Origin of the sequence: Burkholderia metallica (genome assembly GCF_902832845.1) — a bacterium.
Taxonomy (GTDB): Bacteria; Pseudomonadota; Gammaproteobacteria; order Burkholderiales; family Burkholderiaceae; genus Burkholderia; species Burkholderia metallica.
Genome location: NZ_CADFDB010000001.1, coordinates 1,615,039 through 1,640,923, shown reverse-complemented (window position 1 = coordinate 1,640,923; position 25,885 = coordinate 1,615,039). Strand labels below are relative to the sequence as shown.

General features: G+C 69.1%; 24 protein-coding genes and 1 riboswitch. Of the genes, 16 read left to right on the top strand and 8 right to left on the bottom strand.

Annotation, left to right across the window (positions count from 1 at the left end; translation table 11 throughout):
- The first annotated feature begins 17 nt into the window (after positions 1-17).
- The 5 genes from HWX08_RS07205 to HWX08_RS07185 all read left to right on the top strand — a co-directional run bounded on the left by HWX08_RS07205 (position 18) and on the right by HWX08_RS07185 (position 6,237).
- Positions 18-725 (top strand): chemotaxis protein CheW, encoded by a 708-nt coding sequence (locus tag HWX08_RS07205; protein WP_174921215.1) that lies wholly within the window; start codon positions 18-20, stop codon positions 723-725.
- Positions 722-3,034 (top strand): hybrid sensor histidine kinase/response regulator, encoded by a 2,313-nt coding sequence (locus tag HWX08_RS07200; RefSeq protein ID WP_175806993.1) that lies wholly within the window; start codon positions 722-724, stop codon positions 3,032-3,034. Before HWX08_RS07205 ends, HWX08_RS07200 begins: the two co-directional genes overlap by 4 nt.
- Positions 3,031-4,050, top strand: coding sequence for a chemotaxis response regulator protein-glutamate methylesterase (cheB, locus tag HWX08_RS07195; RefSeq protein ID WP_069259397.1), 1,020 nt, complete (start codon positions 3,031-3,033; stop codon positions 4,048-4,050). The genes HWX08_RS07200 and cheB overlap by 4 nt, the downstream gene beginning before the upstream one ends.
- A gap of 72 nt (positions 4,051-4,122) precedes the next feature.
- Positions 4,123-4,224: riboswitch (Fluoride riboswitch) on the top strand.
- Positions 4,225-4,303: 79 nt separating this feature from the next.
- Complete coding sequence (locus tag HWX08_RS07190; RefSeq protein WP_174922305.1) at positions 4,304-5,545, top strand: voltage-gated chloride channel family protein; 1,242 nt, start codon at positions 4,304-4,306, stop codon at positions 5,543-5,545.
- A 104-nt stretch (positions 5,546-5,649) separates the two neighbouring features.
- Entirely contained in the window at positions 5,650-6,237 is a 588-nt protein-coding gene (locus HWX08_RS07185; protein ID WP_174922306.1) for a hypothetical protein, read from the top strand.
- A gap of 17 nt (positions 6,238-6,254) precedes the next feature.
- Here HWX08_RS07185 and HWX08_RS07180 read toward each other — a convergent pair whose 3' ends face one another.
- Both HWX08_RS07180 and HWX08_RS07175 read right to left on the bottom strand, forming a co-directional pair.
- Positions 6,255-6,968, bottom strand: coding sequence for a riboflavin synthase subunit alpha (locus HWX08_RS07180; RefSeq protein WP_174922307.1), 714 nt, complete (start codon positions 6,966-6,968; stop codon positions 6,255-6,257).
- 207 nt (positions 6,969-7,175) lie between these two features.
- Positions 7,176-9,038, bottom strand: a complete 1,863-nt coding sequence (locus HWX08_RS07175; protein WP_174922308.1) for an ABC transporter ATP-binding protein — start codon at positions 9,036-9,038, stop codon at positions 7,176-7,178.
- Between the two features lie 485 nt (positions 9,039-9,523).
- On the opposite strand from HWX08_RS07175, the gene HWX08_RS07170 reads away from it, so the two are divergent.
- Complete coding sequence (locus HWX08_RS07170; protein ID WP_069259402.1) at positions 9,524-10,405, top strand: Dyp-type peroxidase; 882 nt, start codon at positions 9,524-9,526, stop codon at positions 10,403-10,405.
- Between the two features lie 100 nt (positions 10,406-10,505).
- Here the strand turns inward: HWX08_RS07170 and HWX08_RS07165 are convergent, their stop codons facing one another.
- Both HWX08_RS07165 and HWX08_RS07160 read right to left on the bottom strand, forming a co-directional pair.
- Positions 10,506-10,907, bottom strand: coding sequence for an OsmC family protein (locus HWX08_RS07165; protein WP_069259403.1), 402 nt, complete (start codon positions 10,905-10,907; stop codon positions 10,506-10,508).
- Positions 10,908-11,005: 98 nt separating this feature from the next.
- Positions 11,006-11,929 carry a LysR family transcriptional regulator gene (locus HWX08_RS07160; RefSeq protein ID WP_174922309.1) on the bottom strand — a complete coding sequence of 308 codons (924 nt, stop codon included), beginning with the start codon at positions 11,927-11,929 and terminating at the stop codon, positions 11,006-11,008.
- A 495-nt stretch (positions 11,930-12,424) separates the two neighbouring features.
- Here HWX08_RS07160 and HWX08_RS07155 point away from each other — a divergent pair, with 495 nt between their 5' ends.
- The 6 genes from HWX08_RS07155 to HWX08_RS07130 all read left to right on the top strand — a co-directional run bounded on the left by HWX08_RS07155 (position 12,425) and on the right by HWX08_RS07130 (position 18,419).
- Positions 12,425-13,471: a helix-turn-helix domain-containing protein gene (locus tag HWX08_RS07155; protein WP_174922310.1), complete on the top strand. Its 1,047-nt coding sequence runs from the start codon at positions 12,425-12,427 to the stop codon at positions 13,469-13,471.
- Entirely contained in the window at positions 13,420-14,736 is a 1,317-nt protein-coding gene (locus HWX08_RS07150) for an Nramp family divalent metal transporter (RefSeq protein ID WP_069259406.1), read from the top strand. The genes HWX08_RS07155 and HWX08_RS07150 overlap by 52 nt, the downstream gene beginning before the upstream one ends.
- Positions 14,737-14,817: 81 nt before the next feature.
- Complete coding sequence (locus HWX08_RS07145; RefSeq protein ID WP_069259407.1) at positions 14,818-15,408, top strand: phosphatase PAP2 family protein; 591 nt, start codon at positions 14,818-14,820, stop codon at positions 15,406-15,408.
- Between the two features lie 442 nt (positions 15,409-15,850).
- On the top strand, positions 15,851-16,639 hold the full coding sequence (locus tag HWX08_RS07140) for an SDR family oxidoreductase (RefSeq protein WP_174922311.1): 789 nt from the start codon (positions 15,851-15,853) through the stop codon (positions 16,637-16,639).
- 37 nt (positions 16,640-16,676) lie between these two features.
- Positions 16,677-17,693, top strand: coding sequence for an NADP-dependent oxidoreductase (locus tag HWX08_RS07135; RefSeq protein ID WP_174922312.1), 1,017 nt, complete (start codon positions 16,677-16,679; stop codon positions 17,691-17,693).
- A gap of 207 nt (positions 17,694-17,900) precedes the next feature.
- Entirely contained in the window at positions 17,901-18,419 is a 519-nt protein-coding gene (locus HWX08_RS07130) for a thioesterase (protein WP_069259410.1), read from the top strand.
- A gap of 41 nt (positions 18,420-18,460) precedes the next feature.
- Here the strand turns inward: HWX08_RS07130 and HWX08_RS07125 are convergent, their stop codons facing one another.
- From HWX08_RS07125 to HWX08_RS07110, 4 genes are all read right to left on the bottom strand, one after another.
- Positions 18,461-19,513 carry an AI-2E family transporter gene (locus HWX08_RS07125; RefSeq protein WP_069259411.1) on the bottom strand — a complete coding sequence of 351 codons (1,053 nt, stop codon included), beginning with the start codon at positions 19,511-19,513 and terminating at the stop codon, positions 18,461-18,463.
- Positions 19,514-19,749: 236 nt separating this feature from the next.
- Complete coding sequence (locus HWX08_RS07120) at positions 19,750-20,334, bottom strand: BPSL1445 family SYLF domain-containing lipoprotein (protein ID WP_069259412.1); 585 nt, start codon at positions 20,332-20,334, stop codon at positions 19,750-19,752.
- 74 nt (positions 20,335-20,408) lie between these two features.
- Positions 20,409-20,795 carry an ElaB/YgaM/YqjD family protein gene (locus HWX08_RS07115; protein ID WP_069259413.1) on the bottom strand — a complete coding sequence of 129 codons (387 nt, stop codon included), beginning with the start codon at positions 20,793-20,795 and terminating at the stop codon, positions 20,409-20,411.
- 284 nt (positions 20,796-21,079) lie between these two features.
- Positions 21,080-22,942, bottom strand: coding sequence for an ExeM/NucH family extracellular endonuclease (locus tag HWX08_RS07110; RefSeq protein ID WP_174922326.1), 1,863 nt, complete (start codon positions 22,940-22,942; stop codon positions 21,080-21,082).
- A gap of 203 nt (positions 22,943-23,145) precedes the next feature.
- Here HWX08_RS07110 and HWX08_RS07105 point away from each other — a divergent pair, with 203 nt between their 5' ends.
- The 4 genes from HWX08_RS07105 to HWX08_RS07090 all read left to right on the top strand — a co-directional run bounded on the left by HWX08_RS07105 (position 23,146) and on the right by HWX08_RS07090 (position 25,761).
- On the top strand, positions 23,146-23,499 hold the full coding sequence (locus HWX08_RS07105; RefSeq protein WP_069259415.1) for a YciI family protein: 354 nt from the start codon (positions 23,146-23,148) through the stop codon (positions 23,497-23,499).
- Positions 23,500-23,624: 125 nt separating this feature from the next.
- Positions 23,625-24,044 (top strand): YciI family protein, encoded by a 420-nt coding sequence (locus tag HWX08_RS07100; RefSeq protein WP_069259416.1) that lies wholly within the window; start codon positions 23,625-23,627, stop codon positions 24,042-24,044.
- 38 nt (positions 24,045-24,082) lie between these two features.
- On the top strand, positions 24,083-24,499 hold the full coding sequence (locus HWX08_RS07095) for a VOC family protein (protein WP_174922313.1): 417 nt from the start codon (positions 24,083-24,085) through the stop codon (positions 24,497-24,499).
- Positions 24,496-25,761, top strand: a complete 1,266-nt coding sequence (locus HWX08_RS07090) for an RNA polymerase sigma factor (RefSeq protein WP_069259418.1) — start codon at positions 24,496-24,498, stop codon at positions 25,759-25,761. Before HWX08_RS07095 ends, HWX08_RS07090 begins: the two co-directional genes overlap by 4 nt.
- The last annotated feature ends 124 nt before the right edge of the window (positions 25,762-25,885 follow it).

The following is a 25,885-nucleotide window of genomic DNA, read 5'->3' as shown; positions in this document are numbered from 1 at the left end:
GATGACCAGAGGAACTCATGAACCGCGCCGCCGCTGCCATTGACGAGACGACGATCGACGTCGACGATTGCTGGAACCGGATCGGCACGCGCGGCGACCGCACGTGCGAGCGGCTGAACGACTGCCTGCGCTGCCTGAACTGTCCGGTGTACGCCCGTCACGCGGCGAAGCTGCTCGAGCGCCCGCTCGACGGGGCCGAGATGGTCGACGCCACGCGCCGGATGAGCGCGCCCGGCGCGCCGCACGTGCACGACGCCGATGCCGATACGCGCCACGCGGCGCTGGCCTTCCGGGTGGCCGACGAATGGCTCGCGCTGCCGATCGGCGTGCTGCGCGAGATCGCCGGCACGCGCCCGATCCATTCGCTGCCGCATCGCCGCCATTCGGCCGTGCGCGGCGTGGTCAACATTCGCGGCACGCTGCGCATCGCGATCTCGATCGGCGCGCTGCTCGGCCTCGATGCCGGCAAGGGCGCCGGCGGCGCCGACGACGGCCGCTTCACGCGGCTCCTGGTGGCCGCGCACCAGGGCGAGCCGGTCGTGTTTCCGGTCGACGAAGTCGAGGGCGTGCTGCGCTTCGGCGCCTCCGACTGGGTGCCCGTGCCGGCGACGGTCGGGCGCGCGAGCGCCGGCCTGTCGCGCGGCGTGCTGTCGTGGCGCGGCAAGTCGGTGGGCCTGCTCGACGACGACCGCCTGTTCGACGCAGTCACACGGAGCATGCGATGAGCGGCGATGACGACCTGAGCCACCTGTCGCTGCTCGAGCTGTATCGAGAGGAAACGCGCACGCAGACGCAGGCGCTGTCCGAGCGGCTGCTCGCGCTCGAATCGGGCGAGCCCGATTCCGTCGCGCTCGAGGCGTGCATGCGCGCCGCGCATTCGCTGAAGGGCGCCGCGCGCATCGTCGGCGTGCCGCTCGGCGTCGACATCGCGGGGCGGATGGAAGAGTGCTTCGTCGCCGCGCAGGCCGGCACGATCGCGTTGACGGCCACGCACGTCGACGTGCTGCTGGCGGGCGTCGATTTGCTGGTGCGCGTCGGCGATCCGCAGGGGCAACCCGTGACGCAGACGGAGATCGACGTGTTCGCGGCGGCGCTGACGGGCGCCGACGGCGCGCAGACGATGCAGGCGCCGCCCGCCGCGCCGCCGCCGCCGGCGCCGCCGTCGGTCGTGCCGTATCGCGAGCACGACGGCGCCGCGAACGAGCCCGTCCGGGCCAGCGCCGCGGTGCCGCCGCACGCCGTGTCGGGCACGGTGCCCGATCCGGCCCAGGCCGGCCGCGTGGCCGGCGCCGGCGCGATGCGCCGCGTGCGCGCGGAAACGCTGAACCGGCTGCTGAGCCTGTCCGGCGAGTCGCTGGTCGAATCGCGCTGGCTCAAGCCGTTCGCCGAATCGATGCTGCGCGTGAAGCGCGCGCAGCGCGACGCGGCCCGCTCGCTCGATCTGATGTACGAACAATTCGCCGACGATCTCGACGCGGGCATGCTCGCGTCGATGAACGAAGTGCGGCACATGCTCAACGACCTGCAGCGTTCGCTCGCCGAGCGCATGGACGAGTTCGACCGCTTCGAGCGGCGCAGTACGCATATCGCCGAACAGCTTTACGACGAGGCGCTGCAGTGCCGGATGCGGCCGTTCGGCGACGCGACGCGCGCGTATCCGCGCATCGTCCGCGATCTCGCACGCTCGCTCGGCAAGCAGGTGCGTTTCTCGATCGTCGGCGAGGGCACGCAGGTCGACCGCGACATCCTCGACCTGCTCGACGCGCCGCTCGGCCACCTGTTACGCAACGCGATCGACCACGGCGTCGATTCGCCGGACGCACGGCGTGCGCGCGGCAAGCCAGCCGAGGCGAGCGTGACGCTGGAGGCGCGCCACAGCGCCGGCTCGCTGCTGGTCAGCGTGATCGACGACGGGCCCGGCGTCGACATGGACGCGCTGCGCGCGGCCGTCGTGCGCCAGCGCCTGACCGACGACGAGACGGCCGCGCGGCTGTCCGACCCCGAGCTGCTCGAATTCCTGCTGCTGCCGGGCTTCTCGATGCGCGATGCGGTCACCGACGTGTCGGGCCGCGGCGTCGGCCTCGACGCGGTGCAGGAGATGGTGCGCGGCGTGCGCGGCGCGGTGCGGATCTTCAACGAGCCGGGCGCGGGCATGCGCTTCGTGCTGCAACTGCCGCTCACGCTGTCGGTGATCCGCAGCCTGCTGGTCGAGGTCGGCGGCGAACCGTATGCGTTCCCGCTCGCACACGTGCGCCGCACGCTCGAACTCGCGCACGACGACATCGACGTGCTCGAAGGGCAGCCGCATTTCCCGTTCGACGGCCGGCGCGCGGGCCTCGTCGCCGCGCACCAGCTGCTCGACGCGGGTGAGCCCGACGTCGCACGCGCGAGCACGGCGGTCGTGGTCGTCGGCGGCGAACCCGAGCTGTACGGCGTCGCGGTGGACCGTTTCCTCGGCGAGCGGATGCTCGTCGTGCAGCCGCTCGACAGCCGCCTGCAGAAGATCCAGAACATCGCGGCCGGCGCGCTGCTCGAGAACGGCGATCCGGTGCTGATCGTCGATGTCGAGGACCTGATCCGCTCGGTCGACAAGCTCGTGCGCGGCGGGCAGCTCGCGCGGCTCACGCGTGACCCGCAGCTCGCGCTGGCCGACCGCCGCCGTCGCGTGCTCGTCGTCGACGATTCGCTGACGGTGCGCGAGCTCGAACGCAAGCTGCTGGAAAAGCGCGGCTACGACGTGACGGTCGCGGTCGACGGGATGGAAGGTTGGAACGCGGTGCGCAGCGATGCGTTCGATCTCGTCGTCACCGACGTCGACATGCCGCGCATGGACGGCATCGAGCTCGTCACGCTGATCAAGAACGACCCGATGCTCAAGCGCGTACCGGTGATGATCGTGTCGTACAAGGATCGCGACGAGGATCGCCGCCGCGGGCTCGATGCGGGCGCCGACTACTACCTCGCGAAGAGCAGCTTCCACGACGAGGCGCTGCTCGACGCGGTGCACGACCTGATCGGAGATGCGCGAGGATGAACATCGGCATCGTCAACGACCTGCCGCTCGCCGTGGAGGCGCTGCGCCGCGTGCTCGCGCTGCGCACGGATCACCGCGTGCTGTGGGTCGCGACCGACGGCGACGAGGCGGTGGATTTCTGCGTCGCGCATCCGCCCGATCTCGTGCTGATGGATCTCGTGATGCCGAAGGTCGACGGCGTCGCCGCGACGCGCCGGATCATGGCGCGCGCGCCGTGCGCGATCCTGATCGTGACGGCGAGCGTCAGCGCGAACACGTCGTCGGTCTACGAAGCGATGGGCGCCGGCGCGCTCGATGCGGTCGACACGCCGACGCTCGCGCTCGGGCTGTCGACCGACGCGTCGCCGCAGGCGCTGCTCGCGAAGATCGACCAGATCGGCCGGCTGCTCGAAAGCCGCACCGCGACGCTCGTGCCTCCCGGGCCGGCGCCCGTGCGCGGCCAGCCGACGCTCGTCGCGATCGGCGCGTCGGCGGGCGGCCCGACCGCGCTGACCGCGCTACTGCGGGCGCTGCCGGCCGATTTTCCGGCGGCGATCGTGATCGTCCAGCATGTCGACCAGGCGTTCGCGCTCGGGATGGCCGAGTGGCTCGACGGCTATACGCGGCTGCCGGTGCGCGTCGCGCGGCAGGGCAGCGTGCCGCAGGCCGGCGAGGTGCTGCTCGCGGCGACCAACGATCACCTGTACCTGGCGCCGCGCGGCGTGCTCGGCTACACGCGGCATCCGGTCGAGACGCCGTACCGGCCGTCGGTCGACGTGTTCTTCAACAGCATCGCCGACGGCTGGCAGGGCGAAGCGTTCGGCGTGCTGCTGACCGGCATGGGGCGCGACGGCGCGCTCGGCCTGCAGGCGATGCGCGCGAAGGGCTGCTACACGATCGCGCAGGACGAGGCGACCAGCGCCGTCTACGGGATGCCGAAAGCGGCCGCGGCGATCGGCGCGGCGTCGGCGATCCTGCCGCTCGAACAGATCGCGCCGCAGCTGATCTCGCGCATCGCGCGGCCGCTGCGCGGCTGACGGCATTCAGGCGCCGCGCGACGCCGTCCCGTGCGACCGCGTTGCGGGCGTCGTCGGGCGTCGCGTATAATGGCGGCCAGCGGAGATGGCATGCCTCCCTGCGGTCGTATCCGGCGCGTTGCACGGTGCGGCCCTCAACCGCCGGTCAGCCCGGCTGATGATGCCTGCGTGTTCCTGGGTCGTCAGGAGGTCGCAGGCCGTCCAAGCGGTATTCTGCCGCCCAGGTTTTGATGTTCCGTCGAATCTGGAAATCATGTTTTTCACGACTTCTGCCGATCTTCTCGCGACCGTGCGCTACGTGTGCCGCTGGCTCGCGCTCTCGGCCCTGCTCGGCACGCTGGCCGGCACGGCTTCCGCGTGGTTCCTGATCGCGCTCGACTGGGCGACCGGCACGCGCGTGGCACACCCGTGGCTGCTATGGGGGCTGCCGGCCGCCGGTTTCGCGACCGGCTGGATCTATCATCGCTTCGGCCAGTCGGTCGCGCGCGGCAACAACCTGCTGATCGACGAGATTCACGACCCGAAGGCGCTCGTGCCGAAGCGGATGGCGCCGCTCGTGCTCGTCGCGACCGTCGTCACGCACCTGTTCGGCGGCTCGGCCGGCCGCGAGGGCACGGCCGTGCAGATGGGCGGCGCGCTCGCCGATCGCATCACGCACGTGTGCCGACTCGATCGCGAACATCGCCGCGTGCTGCTGATGGGCGGCATCGCGGCCGGGTTCGCGTCGGTGTTCGGCACGCCGCTCGCGGGCGCCGTGTTCGGGCTCGAAGTGCTCGCGATCGGGCGCGTGCGGTACGACGCGCTGCTGACCTGCGTGGCCTGCGCAATCGTCGCGGACGTCGTATGCCGCGCGTGGGGCGTGCATCACACGGCCTATGCGATTCCGTTCGTGCCGACCGTGTCGGCGACGGGGCTGGCCGCGACGGTCGTCGCGGGCATCGCGTTCGGCGTGGTCGGGCGGCTGTTCGCGTTCGCGACGCATGCGCTGACCGCATGGTTCCGGCGCGCCGTCCGCTATGCGCCGCTGCAGCCGGTGCTCGGCGGCCTGCTGGTCGCCGCGGCCGCCACCGCGCTGAACGTGCCGCAATATCTCGGCCTTGGGATTCCGACGATCGAGGCCGCGTTCCACGGCCCGCTGCCGCTCTACGATTTCGCGGGCAAGTTCGCGTTCACCGTCGTCACGCTCGCGTCGGGGTTCAAGGGCGGCGAGGTGACGCCGCTGTTCTACATCGGCGCGACGCTCGGCAACGCACTCGGCCAGGTGCTGGCGCTGCCGGTGCCCGTGCTCGCGGGGCTCGGCTTCGTCGCGGTGTTCGCCGGCGCGGCCAATACGCCGATCGCATCGACGATCATGGCGATCGAACTGTTCGGCGCGGATATCGGCGTGTATGCGATCGTCGCGTGTGTCGTCGCGTATCTGTTCTCCGGGCCCGCGGGGATTTATCGCGCGCAGCGCGTGGCGGTGGGGAAGGGCGCGCAGGCGGAGGCGGAATGAGGCGGGGCGGATTCGAGCAAACGCAGTCCGTATCCTGGCGCGGGCGGTTGCCCCACGCACCCATGCGGTACCCAAGGTGACGAAAACGGAGCGCGCGACATCCAATGACACTGGAAGACTTTCTGACCGAAGCGCGGCGCCTTGCCAGGCCATGCCGGCAATACCGCTTCGCGGAACACGGCGAACCCGTCACCGGCTACTGGCATGGGGTCGAAGCCGGCGCGTTGTGCGTTTCCGTCGAGCGCGACGGCGCCTGGCTGAACGTGTATCTCGACGAGAACGGCACATCGGGCCGCGTGGAAACCACCGTGCAACCGGTCCGGTCCGAACGCCCGCTGTACCGTTCCGACGCAACGTCGCTGCCACCGATCGACGCGGTGTTCCGCTTCGGCTCCGCCGCGATCGACACGTATCTGAACGCGCACGGCTGGCAACGCGGCTGGGGATTCAACGACAACTTCAAGGGCATCGCGGCGCACGACTACGCGCGCGAGTGGATGGCGCAATGTCCGCTGTACACGGGCGGGGTGGTCGCCGTCGCGGGCGGCTGGAACATGCGGTGGCCCGACGACGGGGATGAATGGCTCGACCTCGACCTCGATCTCGTTGTCTGGACGTTCGAGGAAGCGGAGCCGTGGGTCGAGGTGTTTTTCGACGGCAGCCGGTACGCGGTGATCCAGCGGATCACCTAGCGCGTGGCCGGCAGCCGTTACTGCTTCGGCAGGCGGGCGACGTGGCGCGCCAGCAGTTCCTCGATATCGATGCCTTTTTCCGCGAGCAATGCGGTGACGACGCCGTTCAGTTCGCCGAGCGTTTCCTTGACCGATTCCCGGATCGTGTCGACGACCACCTGCGTGCTGCGCTCGATCTCGATGTTGACCGTGTCGTTGACGCCCTTCGCATCGAAAGTCGTCGCGCGTCGCGTTTCGGGAATCAGCCAGACGTCGAACCAGCCTTCGTCGCGATTGACGTCGGACACCGTCAGGCTGCAGCCGTTGATCGCGATATAGCCCTTCGCGAACACGTAGCGCCTGAACGCGTCCGGCACGCCGATGCGCACCATCCGGTTGTGTTCGGACACCGCGATGTGCCGGATCGTCCCGGTGAAATCGACGTGGCCGGACAGCGGATGCCCGCCGATCTCCGCGCCGTCCTTCGCGGCCCGCTCCACGTTGACGCGGCCGCCCGTCGCGAGATCGGCCAGCGTGGTGATCCGCAGGCTCGGCAGCATCACGTCGAAGTCGATCAGTTCCGGCGAATGGATGGTCGTCACCGTCAGGCAGACGCCGTCGACCGACACGCTGGCGCCGATCTCGATGTCGTCGGTGAACCGCTCCGGGAATTCGATGCTGAAGGTTCTCAGTTCCCCGTGATCGGCGATGGCCTTGATGGTGGCAACGCCCTGGACAATTCCTGTAAACATGGTCGATCCCTAGTCGCAAATTTCCTGGTCGACATGATAAGTGATCCCGGAAGCGGCGGCCTGGCGCCGCGTGGCGTCGGGGTGGCCGGCGGGGTTCGCGGGCGAAAAAAAGGCCGTGCACGTGGCACGGCCTCGATCCGGATCCGTTTATCGACGCGCGCCGGCGGTGATGACCGCACCGCCGGCGCACGTTGCGACACGCTCGCGTCACACCGCGGCAGGCTCGCCGAGCGGCCCGGCGGCATCGTCCGCGATGCGCCGCGGCGAATCGGCGAGCCCCTTCGCGAGTTCCAGCGCCTGCCGTTCGAACAGCCGGCGATAGATGCCGCCGTCGATCCGGATCAGCGCGTCGTGGTTGCCTTCCTCGATCACCTTGCCGCGATCGAGCACCAGCAGCCGGTCGAGCGCGCGCACGGTCGACAGCCGGTGCGCGACCACGAGCGTCGTGCGGCCGACCATCAGCCGCTCCATCGCCTGCTGGATCAGCAGCTCGCTTTCGCTGTCGAGGCTCGACGTGGCTTCGTCGAGGATCAGGATCGGCGCATCCGCGAGGAATGCGCGTGCGATCGCGACCCGCTGGCGTTCGCCGCCCGACAGCTTGATTCCGCGTTCGCCGACGAGCGTGTCGTAGCCGTCCGGCAGCGCGGCGATGAAGTCGTGCGCGCTGGCGAGCCGCGCGGCGCGCTCGATGTCGGCCCGACTTGCTTCGGGGCGCGCATACGCGATGTTCTCCGCGAGCGTGCGGTGAAACAGCACCGGTTCCTGCTGGACGATCGCGATCTGGCTGCGCAGCGAATCCTGCCGCACCTGCGCGATGTCCTGGCCGTCGATCGTGATGCGACCGCCCGACACGTCGTACAGGCGCTGGATCAGCTTGATGAACGTCGTCTTGCCCGACCCGGAATGGCCGACGAGGCCCACGCGCTCGCCCGGCGCGATGCGCATCGAGAAATCGTCGTACAGCGGCACCGGATGGTTGCCGTAGCGGAACGTCACGTGCTCGAAGCGGATCTCGCCTTGCCCGATCCGGATCGCCGGCGCGCCGGGACGATCGTCGATGCCGAGCGGCTGGCGCTCGAGCGCGACGAGTTCTTCCATGTCGTTCACCGAGCGCTGCAGGTTGCGGATGTGCATGCCGACGTCGCGCAGGTAGCCTTGCAGCATGAAGAACATCGTCAGCGCGAACGCGATGTCGCCGACGCTCGCCTCGTCGTTCATCCACAGCCGCAGCGCGACGCCGATCATCGCGGCCTGCATCGCGACGAGCATCGCGCCCTGCAACCCGCCGTTGAGCGTGCCGCGCACCCACGTGCGGCGCGTGCGTTGCCGCCACTTGCCGATCACGCGCGCGAGCCGCGCCTCCTCGCGCGTTTCCGCGCCGAACGCCTTGACGACCGCGTTGCAGCTCACCGCGTCGGCGAGCGCGCCGCCCATGCGCGTATCCCACAGGTTGCCGAGCCGCGCGGCCGGCGCGACGATGCCGAGCGACACCGCGACCGTCACCGCGATGTACAGCAGCGACCCGGCGCCGACGACGAGCCCCATCACGGGCCAGTGCGTGCCGAGCAGCACGGTGGCGCCGACGAGCATCATGACCGACGGCAGCAGCGCGATCAGCACGGTGTCGTTCAGCAGGTCGAGCGCCCAGATCCCGCGCGTGATCTTGCGCACCGTCGAGCCGGCGAAACTGTTCGCGTGCCAGTCGGTCGAGAAGCGCTGCACGCGATGAAACGACGCGGCCGCGATCTCGCTCATCATCTTCAGCGTGAGCGTGATGATGTTCAGGTAGACGCCCTGGCGCAGCAGCGTCGCGCCGAGCCCGAGCGCGGCGAGCGTGCCGAACGCGACGAGGGCCGCATGCCACGCGGCGGCGCGGTCGGTCAGTCCGGTCGACAGCGCGTCGACGAGGCGGCCGGCGAACAGCGGCGTGAGCACGTCGGCGAGCGCGGCGAGCAGTGCGAGGCCCGCGACCGTGGCGGCGCGTGCCGGCTGCTTGCGCCAGTAACGGAAGGTGAAGCCGAAGACGGCCTGGAACGCCTGGCCGCCACGATGGGTGGTTTTTCTGGTCATTGATCGTTGCCCGGCGCATCGCGCGACGGGACTTTCCGGTTCGGAGAACATCGAAAACGCAACAGCCGGGCCGCGCGGAAACCGGGCGGCGGAACGAAACGGGCTGTCGGGAAACGGCGCGGCTGACGGGTTAGCGGAACACTCGGGAGCCGGCGCGAACGGCGGGCTGGATCAGCTACGCCGTGGGACCACGTTCGGGAAGGTGGCTGGCATTCGGAACATCTGCACCTCCCTGAAGTGAACGGTTGAAAGGACGCCGAAAAGACGTGAAAAGATTCTATCAGGACTGCCGGGCGCGCCGCAATGTCCGACGAATGCGGCGTTGCAGCGTCGATACGGTTAGTATTCGAGGTTTCGGCCCTTCTTTTGCGGCCTTTTCGCGGTGCGGCGGCGCAAGGCCGGCACGCCCGTCGATTACACTTCGGCGTCCGCGGCGCGCGGCTTCACGGCCCCGCGGATTCACCACGATACATTCTGAGGAAACGATGAGCGACGTTCAGCAAGGCATCCTGACCCCGATCGATACGGTGGCCCGATACCTCACTTTCACGATTTCGAACGACGGCAACGTCGCGGCGGCGCTGGCCGCGCTGCGCGAGATCGTCGACGGACGCGACACGGTCGTCGGTTTCGGGCACGCGCTCGCCGCGTATCTCGGGCATCCGGTTCCGGGCCTGACCGAATACCCGACGTTCTCGGTGAACGACCGCACGCTGCCGGTCACGCCGGCCGACGTATGGGTCTGGCTGCGCGCGGACGACCGCGGCGAGGTCGTGCTGCGCACGCGGGCGATCGAACGCGCGCTGGCGCCGGCATTCGTGCTGCAGGACGCGGTCGACGGTTTCCGCTATTCGAACGATCGCGACCTGTCAGGCTACGAGGACGGCACCGAGAACCCGGAAGGCGACGACGCGGTGGCCGCGGCGATCGTCACGGGGCAGGGCGTGGGGCTCGACGGCGCGAGCTTCGTCGCGGTCCAGCAATGGCTGCACGACTTCGACCAGATGGAGCGCATTCCGTCGGGCGACATGGACGACATCATCGGGCGCCGCCGCTCGGACAACGAAGAACTCGACGACGCGCCCGAATTCGCGCACGTGAAGCGCACCGCGCAGGAGAGCTTCGAGCCGGAGGCATTCATGCTGCGCCGTTCGTCGCCGTGGTCGGATGCGCGCCGCGCGGGCCTCTACTTCGTTGCGTTCGGCTGCTCGTTCCGCGCGTTCGACGTGCAGATGCGCCGGATGAGCGGCGTGGAAGACGGCATCGTCGACGGGCTGTTCCGCTTCACGCGGCCGCTGACCGGCGCGTATTTCTGGTGTCCGCCGATGAAGGACGGCAAGCTCGACCTGTCCGCGCTTGGCCTGTAAGCGCCGGGTGAGATCGACGAAACGGGGGCCGCGCAGCGTGCGCGGCCCCCGTTTTTTTGCGCGCCGACCGTGTGCGGTGCGCGTTACGTATTGCGCCGTATCAGCTCAACGTCGTGTCGATTCGCGTGCCGCGCTTGATGAACTGCGTGACCGGCGTCTTCTCGCAGATCTCGGCGAGGCGCTGGCGTTGCGCATCGTCGAGCGGGCCGTCGAGCGTCACGACGCGGCGCACGTATTGCGTGCCGTCGCGATCGGCATGCAGCTCGGTGCGCACGTCGATGCGCGCGGCGGGCCACGCCTTGCGCTGCATGTACATGCGCAGCGTCGCGGCCGTGCATTGCGCGAGGCCGGCCAGTACGAACGCGTACGGCGCGGGCCCGCGATCCTGGCCGCCTTCGCGCGGCGCTTCGTCGCCGGTCAGCGCATGCGTGCCGGCCTGCAGCTGAACGACGTAGTCGGGCGCATCGGCGTCGAGGACGGCGGCGGCGTGGATGAGCGGCATGGCTGGTCTCCGGGAAGAAGGAAGAAGGAAGCGGGCGCCGGATGGCGGCGCGCAGCCGTCAGCATATCGCCCCGGGCGCGAGCGCGTGCGCCGGGCGGCTATGAGTGAGCGACGCCGGCGCTGCTGCGCACGAGCGCGGCGATGCGCTCGCGCACCCACTGGTGCGCGCGATCGGCGTCGCGCGATTCGTGCCAGTACGCGAGGAGCGGGAACGGCTTGAGTTGCAGCGGCAGCGGCCGCACGACGATCGGCAGCATCGCGGCCATCCGCACCGCATAGGTATGCGGCAGCGTGACCAGCAGGTTGCCGGCCGCGGCGATCTGGCACGCGGCGAAATAGTGCTGGCACGTGAGCCGGATATCGCGGAGGCGTCCGTCGTTGCCGAGCAGCACGTCGAGCGATTGCGGCTCGCCGAACGACGACACCGTGACGTGCTGCGCCGCGAAATAGTCGCCGCGCCGCAGCGGCTCGCGCGCGAGCGGATGATCGCCGCGCAGCGCGACGACGAGCGAATCGTCGAGCAGGTGCTCGGTGGCGATGCGCGGGCCCGTCGGCACGCGGCGATCGACGGCGAGATCGAGATTGCCCGATGCGAGTTCGCGCTCGATGTCGGCCACCGCGATGCGGCGGCTCACGAGCCGCAGGCCCGGCGCTTCGTCGGCGAACGCGGCGACGATTCGCGGCAGCGCGATCGATTCGAGCACGTCGCGAATGCCGACCGCGATGCTCAGGTCGAGCGTCGCGGGATCGAATGCGGATGGTGCGCGCGCGGTGCCTTGCAGGCCCTTCAGGTGCAACTGCACGTCCGCGATGATCGAACGCGTGCGTTCGGTCGCCACGACGCGGTTGCCCTGGCGCACGAACAGCGGATCGTCGAAGTGTGCGCGCAGCCGGTTGAGCGCATGGGTGACGGCCGGCTGCGTGAGATGCAGCGCGCGGGCGGCCGCGCCGATGCCGCCGTGCACGTAGACGGCGTCGAGCACGCGAAACAGGTTCAGGTCGAGACGGTGATCGGCAGGCACGGGGCGCGGAGCGGCGTGGTGAACGGTGGACCGATTCTAAAGGATGCGCGGGCAACGGCCGCGCGCGCTTTCGTGCGTGTGGATCGTCGGCATCGAATCGGCGCAAATATCGTTTGCGCCGATATGCGGTTACGCATTATCCGAATATCCGACGCGATATGCGGTAATGAATTGCGCGGATTGCGGTGCAGGAAATCGTAATAATTGGCGATATCTGTCTGTACGATTCCGTACAGATCCGCCGGTAACCGTTAACAGCCTGTAGTAATCCGCCATCATGCTGTCCACGTCGGCCATTTCGCGCCAAAGGCGCGACCCGTTCGGCTAAGATGCCGTCGCTTCATATTTCGGGATAGCCGTCCTGTCGCACGTATTCAAACCAAATATAAGCCTGACAGTTCGACGGTAATAGAGAAGTCGAACAAGTCGGGGGCTTGGCCAGTGAATGCAGCAGATCAAAGGTGGGTCGTCATCTATTTGAGTACGGGGTTTTCGTTGGCACAGGCCGCGCGTCTCGGCGAGGCTTTCAATCTGGCGAATCGCCTGCACGCATACGGTGCGGATTATCAGCTGAAGTACGTTTCCGAAAGCGGGGGACTGGTGCAGTCGTCGTCCGGCGTGAGCATCGCGGCCGATCCGCTCGGCGACGAGCACGGCCGCCGCGCGCTTGCGTTCTTCCATCTTCACGGCGATCGCGCGGCCGTCAATTTGGATGACGCATTGCGGCGGCGTCTCATCGACGTTCGTCGTCATGCGCGCTGGATCGTCGACGGAATGGATCTGCCCGCGCTTGCCGCGATGCAGCGTCCGTCGGCGGCGAGCGACGGGCGGTCCGGCCGCCGGGCCGCCACGACGGTCGAACGGCAGGCCGGTGAAACCGACGTGTTCGCCGCTGTGTTCGACATGTTCCGCGCCGATCTCGGCGACAGCGCCGCGCAGGAGATCGCCAGCAACATGATGCGGCCGGTCGAGCACCGCTATACGCAGTCGATGTGGGCCTTTCGCGAGCTGAGCGCGAGCCCGTCGATCCGGATGTCGGCGCAGCGGCTGCGCGCGCAGAGCGTGAACCGCATCTCGATCGCGAGCGCCGCACGGGCCGCCGCGATGAGCGAGCGCAATTTCCTGCGGCGCTTCAAGAAGGAGATCGGCGTGACGCCGACCGAGTTCGTCCAGCACGTGCGGATCGAGCGCGCCTGTCACATGCTGGTCCACACGACGCTGCCGGCCGACAAGGTCGCGCGCCGCACCGGGTTCGGCAGCGGCGAGCGGCTCGCGAAGCTGTTTCGCCAGCGCATGCTGATGTCGCCGACCGAATTTCGCGTCACCGAGCGCGAACGGATCCTCGCTCACGGCGCCACGCCGCCCGATGCGAACGGCGGCGTTCGCGCCGATGCCGGCGCGCATCGCGCCGCGCTCGCCGCCGCCGCGCCGGAGCAAACCGCACGGATACCCGTAGAATCGACCTGTCGCGATTTCGATTCCCGGTTTCCATGCCCTTCCTCCCCACTACCGCCACCGCCCCTTTCTGCCCGTCGGAAGTAAAGGGCAGCATCACGATCGATGCGGGCGCGCCGCGCTGGCAGAAGCTCAAGCGCTTCTTCGGCCCCGGCCTGCTGGTCGCGATCGGCTACATGGACCCCGGCAACTGGGCGACCGACATCCAGGCCGGCTCGCAGTTCGGTTATTCGCTGCTGTGGGTCGTCGCATTCTCGAGCCTGGCGGCGATCTTCCTGCAGATGCTCGCGGCACGGCTCGGGCTCGTCGCGGGCAAGGATCTCGCGCAGGCCAGCTACGACCGCTACGGCCGGTTCGGCCGCATCGTGCAGTGGGTGACCGCCGAGGTGTCGATCGTCGCGTGCGACATCGCGGAAGTGCTCGGCTGCGCGCTCGCATTCAAGCTGCTGCTCGGCGTGCCGCTCGCATGGGGTGTTGTGCTCACCGCGCTCGACACGGTGATCGTGCTCGGCCTGCAGGGCAAGGGGTTCCGGCAGATCGAGGCGATCGTGCTCGGGCTGATCGCGACGATGGCATTCTGCTTCGTCGCGCAGGTGGCGATCACGCCGCCCGACTGGCACGCGGTGGTCGGCGGGCTCGTGCCCGGCGATCCGGGCCACGACCGCAAGGACGCGATCGTGCTCGCGCTCGGCATCGTCGGCGCGACGATCATGCCGCACAACCTGTATCTGCATTCGTCGGTCGTGCAGACGCGGCGGGTGGTCGGCGGTGCGCGCGGCATGATCCGCGACACGCTTGCGCTGGTGCGCATCGACACCTGCGTGTCGCTGTTCGTCGCGATGCTCGTCAACGCGGCGATCCTGGTCGTCGCGGGGGCGGCGTTCCATGCGACCGGTCAGCACAACGTGACCGACATCGAGCAGGCCTACCGGCTGATCACGCCGATCGCGGGCGGCGCGGCCGCGCTGCTGTTCGGCATCGCGCTGCTCGCGTCGGGGCAGAGCTCGACGCTCACCGGCACGATCGCCGGCCAGGTGATCATGGACGGCTTCCTGCATGCGAAGATCCCGTGCTACCAGCGCCGGCTGATCACGCGCGGGCTCGCGCTCGTGCCGGCACTGATCGGCGTGCTGTGGCTCGGCGACGGCTCGGTCGGGCAACTGCTCGTGTGGAGCCAGGTGCTGCTGAGCCTGCAGCTGCCGTTCGCGATGTGGCCGCTGATCCGTTCGGTCAGCGATCGCAACACGATGGGCGAGCACACGATCGGGCGCGGGATGCAGGTTGCCGCTTGGGCGCTGTTCGCCGTCATCACCGGAACGAACCTGCTGCTGATTACCGGTGTCGCGGGCTGATACAGCCTGTCACAGGCTGACACAGTCGGGCGGCGCGCATGCGGTAAACTGCGGTCTTTCGATCGTCGTCCGAAGTCCGTTATGTGGAGTGAAATCAGCAACATCGGCGATGCCGCGCTGACCTTGCCGATCGCGCTGACGTGCGCGGTATGGCTCGCGCTGACCGACTGGCGCCTGGCCGTCCGCTGGGGCGTGCTGCTCGCCGCGGGGATGGGCGTCGTCGGCGCCACCAAGATCCTCTATGCCGGCTGCGGCATCGAGTTGCCGCAATTCGATTTCCGCATGATCAGCGGCCATACGATGCTGTCGACGTCCGTGTGGACCGTCGCGCTGTCGATGCTGTGGCAGGCGTTCCGGGCCGGCAAGGCGCCCGGCATCGCGGCCGGGCTGGCCGTCGGCGCGGTCACGGCCGTCGCGCGCGTGTTCGACCATTCGCACAGCGTGCCGGAAGTGATCGCCGGCTGGATGCTCGGCGCGCTCGTCGCGCTGCTGTTCCTGCGCGGCTACGACGGCACGCGCCAGCGGGCATTCTCGCCGCGCGTCGGGGCCGTCTGCCTGTTGCTCGTGTCGGGCATCGCGTACGGGCATCGTGCACCGTTCCAGCAGATGATCGATACCCATTCGCCTCAGCTCTGCGCGTTCGTGCGCGCGCCGTCGGGCGCCGGGTTCTGACGCGCCCCGGCGCCGCTTTCCTGCCGCCGGCATTCGTCCGGCGGTGGCTCGATTCCCCGCCGTTCAGCCCCCCGATTCCCGATTCATGAACGCGTTGCCGCCTGCGCGCAACGCAGCCCACCGGCCCTCGCCGCATCGACGAACGGCCCCGTTCATGGCTGCGTGCCGGTGCGCGCAGGTCATGATCCCTGTCTATGACCGGGCATAACGATTATTCATTTCATCGATCGGCGGCATTCGCGTACGCTGGCTGTCGTTCAACCGGCGCGGGCAGCCCGGCGCCGGCTGGTGCGCGTCGCGTTCAGGTCGATATACTCGCGGAAACCGTGCGGCGCGTCGTGATGCCGACGCGCAGTCGAGCGGCCCGCGTCGGCCGGAACCGGCACGGCAAACCCGTCGCGGTAGCGTTTCGCGACGACGATTCATGACAGGAGCAGGTCACATGACAGTCGTTTCTCCGCGCCTTGCCGGCAAGTGCGCATACATCACGGGCGCCGCGGGCGGCCTCGGCCGCGCGATCGCGCGCCGGATGGTCGAGCAGGGCGCACGCGTGTTCGTGACCGACATCGCCGACGCGGCGGTGCTCGACGCGTTCGCGCAGGAGCTCAACGCGGACCACGCGACGCCGGTCGCGTTCGCCGCGACGCAGGACGTGCGCGACGAGGCGCGCTGGCAGGTGCTGCTCGCGCAGGCCGTCGATGCGATGGGCGGGCTGTCGGTGCTCGTCAACAATGCGGGCGTGGGCTCGATCGGCTCGCCCGCGCAGATCGAGCTGAACGAATGGCGGCGCGTGATGGCGATCAACGTCGAGAGCATCGTGCTCGGCTGCAAGCATGCGCTGTCGTATCTGGCCGAAAGCCATCCCGCATCGATCATCAACATCTCGTCGGTGGCCGCGTTCAAGGTCGAGCCGGATTTCACCGCGTACAACGCGTCGAAGGCGGCGGTCGCGTCGCTGACGAAGTCGGTCGCGATCGATTGCGCGCGTCGCGAGATCGACGTGCGCTGCAACTCGATTCACCCGGCGTTCATCCGCACCGGGATCGTCGAGCCGCTGTTCCAGTCGCTCGGCGAACGCGACGCGACGCGCAAGCTCGCGCGCGGCATTCCGCTGCGCCGGCTCGGCGAGCCGGACGACGTCGCGCATGCAGCGGTGTATCTCGCGTCCGACGAGAGCCGCTTCGTGACCGCCGCCGAACTCGTGATCGACGGCGGCATGTGCGCGGTCTGACGCGCATCCCGAACCACAACGACCGGAGGAGACCCTCGTGTCCACACCCGTGAACCGCCAACTGCTGCTGAAGACGCGCCCGGAAGGGCGGGTCGGCCGCGAACACTTTTCGCTCGTCGAGACGCCGGTGCCGGCGCTCGCGGACGGCGAGGTGCTCGTGCGCGTGCTGTATCTGTCGATGGACCCGACCAACCGCGTGTGGATGAGCGACGTGCCGCAGTACCTGCCGCCCGTCGCGATCGGCGAGGTGATGCGCGCGCTCGGCATCGGGCGCGTGGTGGCGTCGCGTCATGCGGGCTTCGCCGACGGCGATCTCGTGCAGGGGCTCGTCGGCTGGCAGGATTACGCGGTCGTGCCGGCCGACCAGGCCGCGCAGCTCGTGAAGCTGCCCGCGCAGTCGGGCCTGCCGCTGCCGACGCTGCTCGGTGCGTGCGGGATGAGCGGGCTGACCGCGTACTACGGGCTGACCGACATCGCGCCGGTGCAGCCGGGCGAGACGCTCGTGGTATCGGCGGCGGCCGGCTCGGTCGGCTCGATCGCCGGACAGATCGGCAAGATCCACGGCGCGCGCGTGGTCGGCATCGCGGGCGGCGCGGACAAGTGCCGCTACCTGACCGAAACGCTCGGCTTCGACGCGGCCGTCGACTACAAGGCGGACGATTTCCGTCAGCAACTGAAGGCGGCGACGCCGGACGGCGTGCACGTGAACTTCGAGAACGTCGGCGGCGAAGTGATGCGCGCGGTGCTGTCGCGGATGGTGATCGGCGGGCGTGTCGCGCTGTGCGGCGTGATCTCGAACTACAACAGCGGGCGCGCGGCGGACGACGTCGGCGTGCTGATCTCGAAGCGGCTGACGATGCGCGGCTTCCTGATCCTCGATTACCGCAAGAGCCGCGAAGCCGTGCAGGTGCTGTCCGGCTGGCTGCGCGACGGACGGCTCAAGGCCGAGGAGACGGTGGCCGACGGCCTCGAGAATGCGCCCGACGTGCTGAATCGCCTGTTCGACGGCGACCATCGCGGCAAGCTCGTGCTGCGCGTCGATCCGGACGCGTGACCGGTTCGCGGCGCAGCGTGCGATGCCGTTCGTGCGCTGCCGCGAGAGCGTGTCGAATGCGCTGCGTTCGGTCAATCGGCCGCTAGTTTAGGACTTGTCCCATATATTGTCCGGACGTCTCTCCCTAAAGTGATGGCCAGCAGACAGGCGGCGTGACCGATGCGTCACGCCGCTTTTTTTCTGGTCATGTGGCGAGGGAGAAGAAACATGCGAAACGGCGTGAAGCGGGCGGCATCGGTGGCGATGCGCAATCGAACGGTGCGGCGCGCCGGTATCGTGCGGAGGATGGCGATCGGGCTCGGCGTGGCGTTGTCGATGTCGCATGCGGTGGCGGCGGCCGGGCACGCGGCGCCGGGCGGGATCGTGCGATTCACCGGCGCGCTCGTCGATCTCTACGATGTGACGCTCGATGCGGGACCGGGTGGGGTGGTCGAAGACGGCGCGGCGGCAGGCACCGGCGCGGTGGCAACGCTGCGATTCGATGCGCACGGCCGGCGCTTGCCGGGCGCCGACGTGACGCTGGTCACGCCTGACGGTGCGCGGTTCGCAGCCGATGCCGGATCGGGCATGCGCGCAACGTGGCGCGATGCACTTGCCGATCGAGGCGTGCCGCTGGTATCGGGCCGCGCGTGGCGCGTGGGCCCGTACGGCGGCGTGATGACGCTGGCGGCGGACGAAGAAACGGGCGCCGTGGCGCCCGTGCTGATCCGCATTCGTCATCCGTGACGGCGGGTGCCGCCGGTGCGCGGCACGCGCCGTGCGGCATGTCATTCGCCCTGTTCGGCGCGTGCGTAGATGTCCCAGCTCGCCATGAACAGCGCGGCGACGAGCGGCCCGATCACGAAGCCGGTGATGCCGAACAGCGCCATCCCGCCGAGCGTCGAGATCAGCACGACCCAGTCGGGCATCTTCGTGTCCTTGCCGACGAGGATCGGGCGCAGCAGGTTGTCGACGAGGCCGATCACGCCGACGCAGAACGCGACGAGGATCACGCATTTCCACACCGCGCCGATCATCAGGAAGTAGAGCGCGGCCGGCACCCACACGAGGCTCGCGCCGATCGCGGGCAGCAGCGACAGGAACGCCATCAGCGCGCCCCACAGCACGACGCCCTCGATGCCGAGGATCCAGAAGATCAGGCCGCCGAGCGCGCCCTGCACGAGCGCGACCGCGATGTTGCCCTTCACCGTCGCGCGCACGACCGTCGTGAACTTTGCGAGCAGCAGGTGCTTGTGCTCGTCGTCGAGCGGCAGCGCGCGACGCACGCGGCGGCCGATCTCGCCGCCGTCGCGCAGCAGGAAGAACACCAGATACAGCATCACGCCGAAGCTCACGACGAACTGGAACGTGTTCTGGCCGATGCTGAGCGCCTGCGTGGCCGCGAGCTGGCTGATCTGCGCGGCGCCGTCGGTCAGCTTCTTCTGGATGCCGGGGAGGTTGCTCAGCCCGTATTTCTGCAGCAGGTGCTGGATCGACGACGGCAGCGCGTGGATGACGTCCTGGAAGTACTGCGAATAGTTCGGCTGCGCGGTCTTGATTTCCTGGTACACGTACGCGATTTCCTGGACGAGCGTCCCGGCGACGAACACGAGCGGCAGGATCACGATCAGCACGATCAGCGACAGCGTCACGAGCGCGGCCAGGTTGCGCCGCTTGCCGAAGCGCGCGGCGAGCCAGCGCTGCACCGGCTGGAACAGGATCGCGAGAATGGTCCCCCAGAACACGGCGCCGGAAAACGGCGCGAGGATCCAGCAGAGTCCGACGGTGACCGCGGCCAGCAGGAAGTAGAAGAATTTTTGGTGGTCGTGTCCGCTATCCATGGATGACATTCGGGCAGATTGATGCGTGGTTTGATTGAATCTCGTGGCCTCGTGCGCGATTGGTTTGCGATCGTCACGGGTTCGCGGCGCAATGCGCCGCGGGGCGGCTCGAACCGGAGTATGCCCGCAAAGGCGCCGCCATCATAGCGGCGGCGCGCGGCGCATACGAAAACGCCGCGGCCGGGGCCGCGGCGCTGCCGGGAAGCAAACGCGGCACAACGCCGCGTGCCGCATCGTCAGATATGGAGCTTCGTGACCTTGGTGCCGTTCACCGAAAGGTCGCCCATCAGGCCCGCGTTGGTCAGGACCAGCACCTCGACCGGTGCGGTGGCCGTGGTCGTATCGACCGCGCCGTTCGCGCCGACCTTCACGACCGCGACCGATGCGTCGGCGCCCGCGGACCAGCCTTCGGACCTGCGGAACGAGTCGAGCGCATCCTGCGTCATGAACAGGAACACGATCGCCTTCGACTGGGCGCCGGCCTGCAGGCCGACCGACAGCGACGACGTGTTGTAGTAGCCGACCGTGCTGCCGCCGACGCGCAGCGCGCCGTTGCCGGACTGGCCGCCGACGATGAAGCCGGCCTGCAGCACGTTCGGGAACACGAGCACGCCGCGCGATTTCGCGACGAGCTCACGCGAACCGGGCACCGTCGAATAGAGGCGCGACAGCGTCGCGTTGACGCTGGCGTCGATCGATTCGCGTTTCGACGCGCTGGCTGCCGCGTTGTCCGGTTTATCCGGCGTGGTCGTGCAGCCTGCGAGCGCGAGGCTGCCGAGCAGGACCGCGGCGGCGGCTTTCATGGCAAAGGTCTTCTGCATGGCGTTTCTCCTTCGTTGTCTGATTGAGGGCGGACTGAAGACGAACGGGGCGGGCGGCGGGGAGCCGGCTCCGTTCAACGGCGGGCAAGGAGCAGGCCCGCAACGAACGCGAGGCCGGCCACGACGCCGGCGGTTTGCCACGGGTTGTCCTGCACCACCTGCGACACGCGTTCGGCCGATTCGCGCAGCCGGGCGGCCGCGCTGCCCGATGCATGGTCGAGCGCACTGCGCGCTTCGTCGAGCCTCGACTGCACGCGCTTGCGCAGCGCGGCAATATCGCCGTCGCCGTCGTTTTTCAGAAGATCTTCGAGTTCGTCGACCAGCCCGCGCAGATCGTCGCTGACGTCCGCATGCAGGTCGCGGGCCGCCGAGCGCGTCGTGCGTCCCACGCGCCGGCCCGTGCGACGAATGTCGGACAGGCCGCGGTCCAGCTTGTGTTCGATCGAGTCGGTGAGCGCCATGGTGTTTATCCTCCTTCGATTCAAGGCTAATTTGAAGATAAGACGAATCCCAGCAACCAGTGTGATTCATTTGGCCCGATTGAGTTTCGAGACAAATTTTCAATTCGTCGGCAGGATTGCCGCAAAGCCCCGCCACACGGGGCGGCGCGGCGGTTGAAAAAAATTCGCATTCGCGGCGAAGCGGCGTATCGGGCAGTGCTACGCGGTGAAGGCACGGTAAATATGGGGCGCCGGGGTCGCCAGGTAAATAGTGCCGTTGCAGGTCGTGTGCTGATGCAATTGCACTAGTCCACCCCTGTTCGAGGAGCAGGGTTCGTGCCCGGGACGGCCAACGTGCCGGCATCGCCAAGCGCGACGTCGATCACGACGGGATCGTGATCCGACGAGCGGTACGGGTCGGGTGCGTAATAAGACGCCCGTTGCGCGGCTGTTTTGTAATCGGGCACCGGTTGCAGCGCGACCGGCTCGTCGGCATTGATGTGCCAGACGTGGGCGGCCTTCACGCGTGCGGCGAGCGACGGCGTGGCGAGTGCGTGGTCGAGGCTGCCCGCTTCGCCGCGATATACGTAGCTGTACGCAGCATCGCCGACGAAGCGGGGCACCAGGTTCGTGTAGCCGCGCGATTCGAGCGCGCGGACCGGATCTTCCTTCGCGTAGCTGTTCAGGTCGCCGATCAGCAGCACGCCATCGGCGGCGACGCCTGTCGGCGACGTGGCGAGCCAGTCGGCCACCCGCGTGGCGGCGCGTGTGCGCGCCGCGTTCCAGCAACCCTGGCCGTCCGACTGGTCGCGATCGGCGCCGGTCGCGTTCGGGCAGTTCTTCGATTTCAGGTGATTGACCGCGACCGTGAAGGTGCGCGTGCCGCCGATGCGCCGGAATGTCTGCGCGAGCGGCGGGCGGTGCCGGCCGCCGAGCGCGAGGCTCGCCGCGCGCCCGGCCGGCTCGACCGTGCGGCTGTCGTAAAGCAGCGCGACCGCGATCGCATCGCGGCCGAGCCGCGCGGTGCCGGGATCGACCGCGCGCCAGCCGTCGCCGAGCTGCGCGGCGAGACGCCGCACGGCGCTGGTCTCGCCGTGGCCGTTGTTCGCGATTTCCATCAGCCCGATCACGTCGGCACGCAGCGCGTGCAACGCCGCGACGATCTTCGCCTCCTGCCGGGCGAACACGGCGGGCGTTTTCGCGCCGCGGTTGGCCGGGGCGTCGAATCCGCCGCCATGCCCGTCGCCGTTGAAATAGTTGAATACGTTGAACGACGCGACACGGAGGTCGGCGTCGGGATGCCGGGCCGGCGCACCGGTACGCGGGTTCGCGGCGGCATCGAACACCGGCGCCGCGCCGGCAACCGGTTGCAGCCGCCACGCGCCGTAGCGCAGTTCGAGCACGCCTTCGACGCCGCGCACCGTATAGCCCGCGCGCAGCGTGTTGGCGGCGCTCAGCGCGGGCGGCGGATAGCGCACGGTCGCGGGATCGCGGCGGTTCGAGCCGTCGTCGAGCACGATGCGGTTGCGTGCGTTGGCTGCCGCGAGCGCGGCGGCCTCGGCCGGCGCTGCGACCTGGGTCGGGATGCGCAGCCGGCCGTTGCTCAGGACGACGCTACCGTAGCGGCCGAGGTCGTGGGTATCGCTGACCGTCAGCGTTTGCGGCAGGCGCACGCGCATCGCCTCGTGGGCGGCCAGCACGGCGTGCGCGGCGACCGGCAGCGTGAGCGTTGCCGGCGTGACCGTCTGCCCGCGTGCGCAGACGGTCACACCGCCCGACAGCGTGAATTGCGTCCGGCCGTATCGCTCGTCGACGCGGCCCGTCAGATGCACGAGATCGCCGGCCTTTGCGCGCGCGTTCGGCGCGTACACGAACACGCCTTCCGGAACGCCCGGCCGATGCCGTCGCTGCGCGTCGGCCTGCTGGACGAAGAAGCCGCCGAGGCCGTCGGCGCCGTCGAACGCGGCGGTGACCACCGCTTCGATCGACGTCGTTTGCCCGGCCAGCGGCGACGGGCCGGCGGCGCTGCGCAGGTCGGCAATCGGCGTGGTTGCGCCGCCGCAGCCGGCGCTGACCGGCGGCATGGCCGCGGCCGGCCGGGCGATGAGGGCGGCGAGGACGGAGAGGGCAATGAACGGTGCGGCGAGCGGCAGAAGCAGGCGTGACATGGGGCGGTCCAGTGGAAGACAATCCGACGGTTCGGGAGCGCATCTTGACGGCAAAATGCCGGGAAGCGGCCGAAATGGCCATCCGGCCAGTGCCGATCGGCCGACGATGCAGGCCGTGCGGCGGCTGCTACGCTTCGGCATCGGTCGACGCATCCCGATCGCGCGGCGAGAACTGCCGCGCCCCGATCCCACAGGAGAACTCCATGTCTTACATGCTGTTGATTGTCGAGCCGACCGACCAGCGCGCCGGGCGCACGCTCGACGAAGGTCAGGCGCTGTATGCGCGGATGGTCGATTTCGCCGAGTCGCTGAAGGCGCGCGGCGTGCTGCGCGGCGTCGAGTCGCTGGAGCGCTCGGAGCGCGGCACGCGCGTGCAGGTGCGCGACGGCGAGACGCGCCTGCTCGACGGCCCGTTCGCGGAAGCGAAGGAGATGGTCGGCGGTTTCTTTCTCGTCGACGTCGACACGCGCGAGGAGGCGATCGAGATCGCGCGCCAGTGCCCGGCCGCGCAGTGGTGCACGGTCGAGGTCCGCGCGGTCGGCCCGTGCTTCCTGTGAATGCCGCGACTCGGTATTTACCCTGATTTGTCGCTGAATGTGTCGATTGGGCCATCTTCCGGCCGTCGTCCGGATAGGGCGCCGATGAACGGGCGCCGCCTTCCATCGACGACAAGGAGCAAACGATGCGATTCATGATCATGATCCGGGCGAACGCCGTCAGCGAGTCCGACGCGTTGCCGGACAACCGGCTGGTCGAGGCCATGACCGTCTATCACGAGGAACTGGCCAAAGCCGGCGTGCTGCTCGACGCGAACGGGCTGCGGCCGAGCGCGCGCGGCTGGCGCGTGCGTTACACGGGCGGCAAGGGCACGGTGATCGACGGCCCGTTCGCCGAAACGAAGGAACTGATCGCCGGCTATACGCTGATCCAGGTGCGTTCGCGCGACGAAGCGCTCGAATGGACGCGCCGGTTCCCCGCGCCGTTCGGCGCCGAGATGGATTGCGAGATCGAGGTGCGGCCGCTGTTCGAGCTCGACGACCTCACGCCGAGCGATGCAGTCGAGCGGTTCCGCGAGCTTCACGTCGGCCGTACCGGCGCCTGAATCCCCACCCGAATCCGGTTTCACAGGGAGCACCCGTCATGCACAAGATGGTCTTCATCAACCTGCCCGTGGCCGACCTGCCGCGCTCGAAGGCGTTCTACCAGGCGCTCGGCTTCGAAGTCGTGCCGGCCTACACCAACGACCAGGCCGCCTGCATCAAGATCGGCGACACGATTTTCGCGATGTTGCTCGTGCGGCCGTTTTTCCAGACCTTCACCGGCAAGACCATCGTCGATCCGGCGACGCAGGTGCAGGCGCTGTCGTGCCTGTCGTGCGAAAGCCGCGCCGAGGTCGACGCGATCGTCGCGAAGGCGCTGGCGGCCGGCGGGTCGGCGCCGCAGCCGCCGCGCGAATACCCGAACATGTACGGCCACGGGTTCGACGATCCGGACGGCCATGCATGGGAGCTGATGGCCATGCCGCTGGATGCGGCCGCCGAGGGGCCCGCGCCGTGACGCGTGAGGCCACTCACCGTGCGATCGAAGCGGTCTGGCGGATCGAGGCGCCCAAGATCATCGCGCGCGCCGCGCGCGTGGTGCGCGACGTCGGCGTGGCCGAGGAACTGGCGCAGGACACGCTCGTCGCGGCGCTCGAGCATTGGCCGGTCGACGGCGTGCCCGACAACCCGGCCGCGTGGCTGATGACGGCCGTGAAGCGCCGCGCACTCGACCGGGTCCGGCAGGAATCGCTTCACGCAGCGAAGCGCGACCAGCTCGGCCACGAGATGGACGCGCTCGAAGCGCATGTCGTCCCCGACATCGCGGACGCGATTGCCGATGCGAACGACGACATCGGCGACGATCTGCTGCGGCTGATCTTCACGTCGTGCCACCCGGTGCTGTCGACCGATGCGCGCGTCGCGCTGACGCTGCGGCTGCTCGGCGGGCTGACGACGGGCGAGATCGCGCGCGCGTTCCTGACACCCGAGCCGACGATCGCGCAGCGGATCGTGCGCGCCAAGCGCACGCTCGCGGCGGCGCACGTGCCGTTCGAGGTGCCGGCTGCCGATGCGCGGCCCGCGCGGCTCGCGTCGGTGCTCGAAGTGATCTATCTGGTGTTCAACGAAGGCTATGCGGCGACCTCCGGCGACGACTGGACACGCCCGGCGCTGTGCGACGAGGCGCTGCGGCTCGGCCGTGTGCTGGCCAGCCTCGCGCCGGACGAGAGCGAGGTGCTCGGGCTCGTCGCGCTGATGGAACTGCAGGCGTCGCGCATGCATGCGCGTACCGACGCGCAGGGCCGGCCCGTGCTGCTGCTCGATCAGGACCGCAGCCGCTGGGATCCGCTGCTGATCCGGCGCGGCCTCGCGGCGCTCGAACGCGCGACGAAGCTCGGCGGCGTACGCGGGCCGTATGCGCTGCAGGCCGCGCTGGCTGCCTGTCACGCGCGGGCACGGCGTGCGTCGGATACCGACTGGGCGCAGATCGTCGCGTTGTATGACGCGCTCGCCGAGGTCGCGCCGTCGCCCGTCGTCGAGCTGAATCGCGCGGTGGCCGTCGGAATGGCGTTCGGGCCGGCCGCGGCGCTCGAACTCGTCGACGTGCTGCGCGACGATCCCGCGCTGGCGCGCTATCACTGGCTGCCGAGCGTGCGCGGCGACCTGCTGGCGAAGCTGGGCCGCGCCGACGAGGCCAAGGCCGAATTCCGCCGTGCGGCGGAGCTCACGCGCAACGAGCGCGAACGCGAACTGTTGCTCAGGAGGGCGACGGATGCGTGACGCGTTCCGCGCGTAGCGGGCAACCGTAGCGGCAGTCGGCAGCCGCAACCGGCACCCAGCAGCCGAAGCCCCCCGCACTATCGCCCGGATTGAAAAAGCCTATTGGGGGATGCGAACGCCAGCG

Bases quoted from the DNA above. Each gene is read 5' to 3' on its own strand.
- HWX08_RS07205 (WP_174921215.1), top strand. From the start codon at position 18: ATGAACCGCGCCGCCGCTGCCATTGACGAGACGACGATCGACGTCGAC.
- HWX08_RS07200 (WP_175806993.1), top strand. From the start codon at position 722: ATGAGCGGCGATGACGACCTGAGCCACCTGTCGCTGCTCGAGCTGTAT.
- cheB (WP_069259397.1), top strand. From the start codon at position 3,031: ATGAACATCGGCATCGTCAACGACCTGCCGCTCGCCGTGGAGGCGCTG.
- HWX08_RS07190 (WP_174922305.1), top strand. From the start codon at position 4,304: ATGTTTTTCACGACTTCTGCCGATCTTCTCGCGACCGTGCGCTACGTG.
- HWX08_RS07185 (WP_174922306.1), top strand. From the start codon at position 5,650: ATGACACTGGAAGACTTTCTGACCGAAGCGCGGCGCCTTGCCAGGCCA.
- HWX08_RS07180 (WP_174922307.1), bottom strand. From the start codon at position 6,968: ATGTTTACAGGAATTGTCCAGGGCGTTGCCACCATCAAGGCCATCGCC.
- HWX08_RS07175 (WP_174922308.1), bottom strand. From the start codon at position 9,038: ATGACCAGAAAAACCACCCATCGTGGCGGCCAGGCGTTCCAGGCCGTC.
- HWX08_RS07170 (WP_069259402.1), top strand. From the start codon at position 9,524: ATGAGCGACGTTCAGCAAGGCATCCTGACCCCGATCGATACGGTGGCC.
- HWX08_RS07165 (WP_069259403.1), bottom strand. From the start codon at position 10,907: ATGCCGCTCATCCACGCCGCCGCCGTCCTCGACGCCGATGCGCCCGAC.
- HWX08_RS07150 (WP_069259406.1), top strand. From the start codon at position 13,420: ATGCCCTTCCTCCCCACTACCGCCACCGCCCCTTTCTGCCCGTCGGAA.
- HWX08_RS07145 (WP_069259407.1), top strand. From the start codon at position 14,818: ATGTGGAGTGAAATCAGCAACATCGGCGATGCCGCGCTGACCTTGCCG.
- HWX08_RS07140 (WP_174922311.1), top strand. From the start codon at position 15,851: ATGACAGTCGTTTCTCCGCGCCTTGCCGGCAAGTGCGCATACATCACG.
- HWX08_RS07130 (WP_069259410.1), top strand. From the start codon at position 17,901: ATGCGAAACGGCGTGAAGCGGGCGGCATCGGTGGCGATGCGCAATCGA.
- HWX08_RS07125 (WP_069259411.1), bottom strand. From the start codon at position 19,513: ATGGATAGCGGACACGACCACCAAAAATTCTTCTACTTCCTGCTGGCC.
- HWX08_RS07120 (WP_069259412.1), bottom strand. From the start codon at position 20,334: ATGCAGAAGACCTTTGCCATGAAAGCCGCCGCCGCGGTCCTGCTCGGC.
- HWX08_RS07115 (WP_069259413.1), bottom strand. From the start codon at position 20,795: ATGGCGCTCACCGACTCGATCGAACACAAGCTGGACCGCGGCCTGTCC.
- HWX08_RS07110 (WP_174922326.1), bottom strand. From the start codon at position 22,942: ATGTCACGCCTGCTTCTGCCGCTCGCCGCACCGTTCATTGCCCTCTCC.
- HWX08_RS07105 (WP_069259415.1), top strand. From the start codon at position 23,146: ATGTCTTACATGCTGTTGATTGTCGAGCCGACCGACCAGCGCGCCGGG.
- HWX08_RS07100 (WP_069259416.1), top strand. From the start codon at position 23,625: ATGCGATTCATGATCATGATCCGGGCGAACGCCGTCAGCGAGTCCGAC.
- HWX08_RS07095 (WP_174922313.1), top strand. From the start codon at position 24,083: ATGCACAAGATGGTCTTCATCAACCTGCCCGTGGCCGACCTGCCGCGC.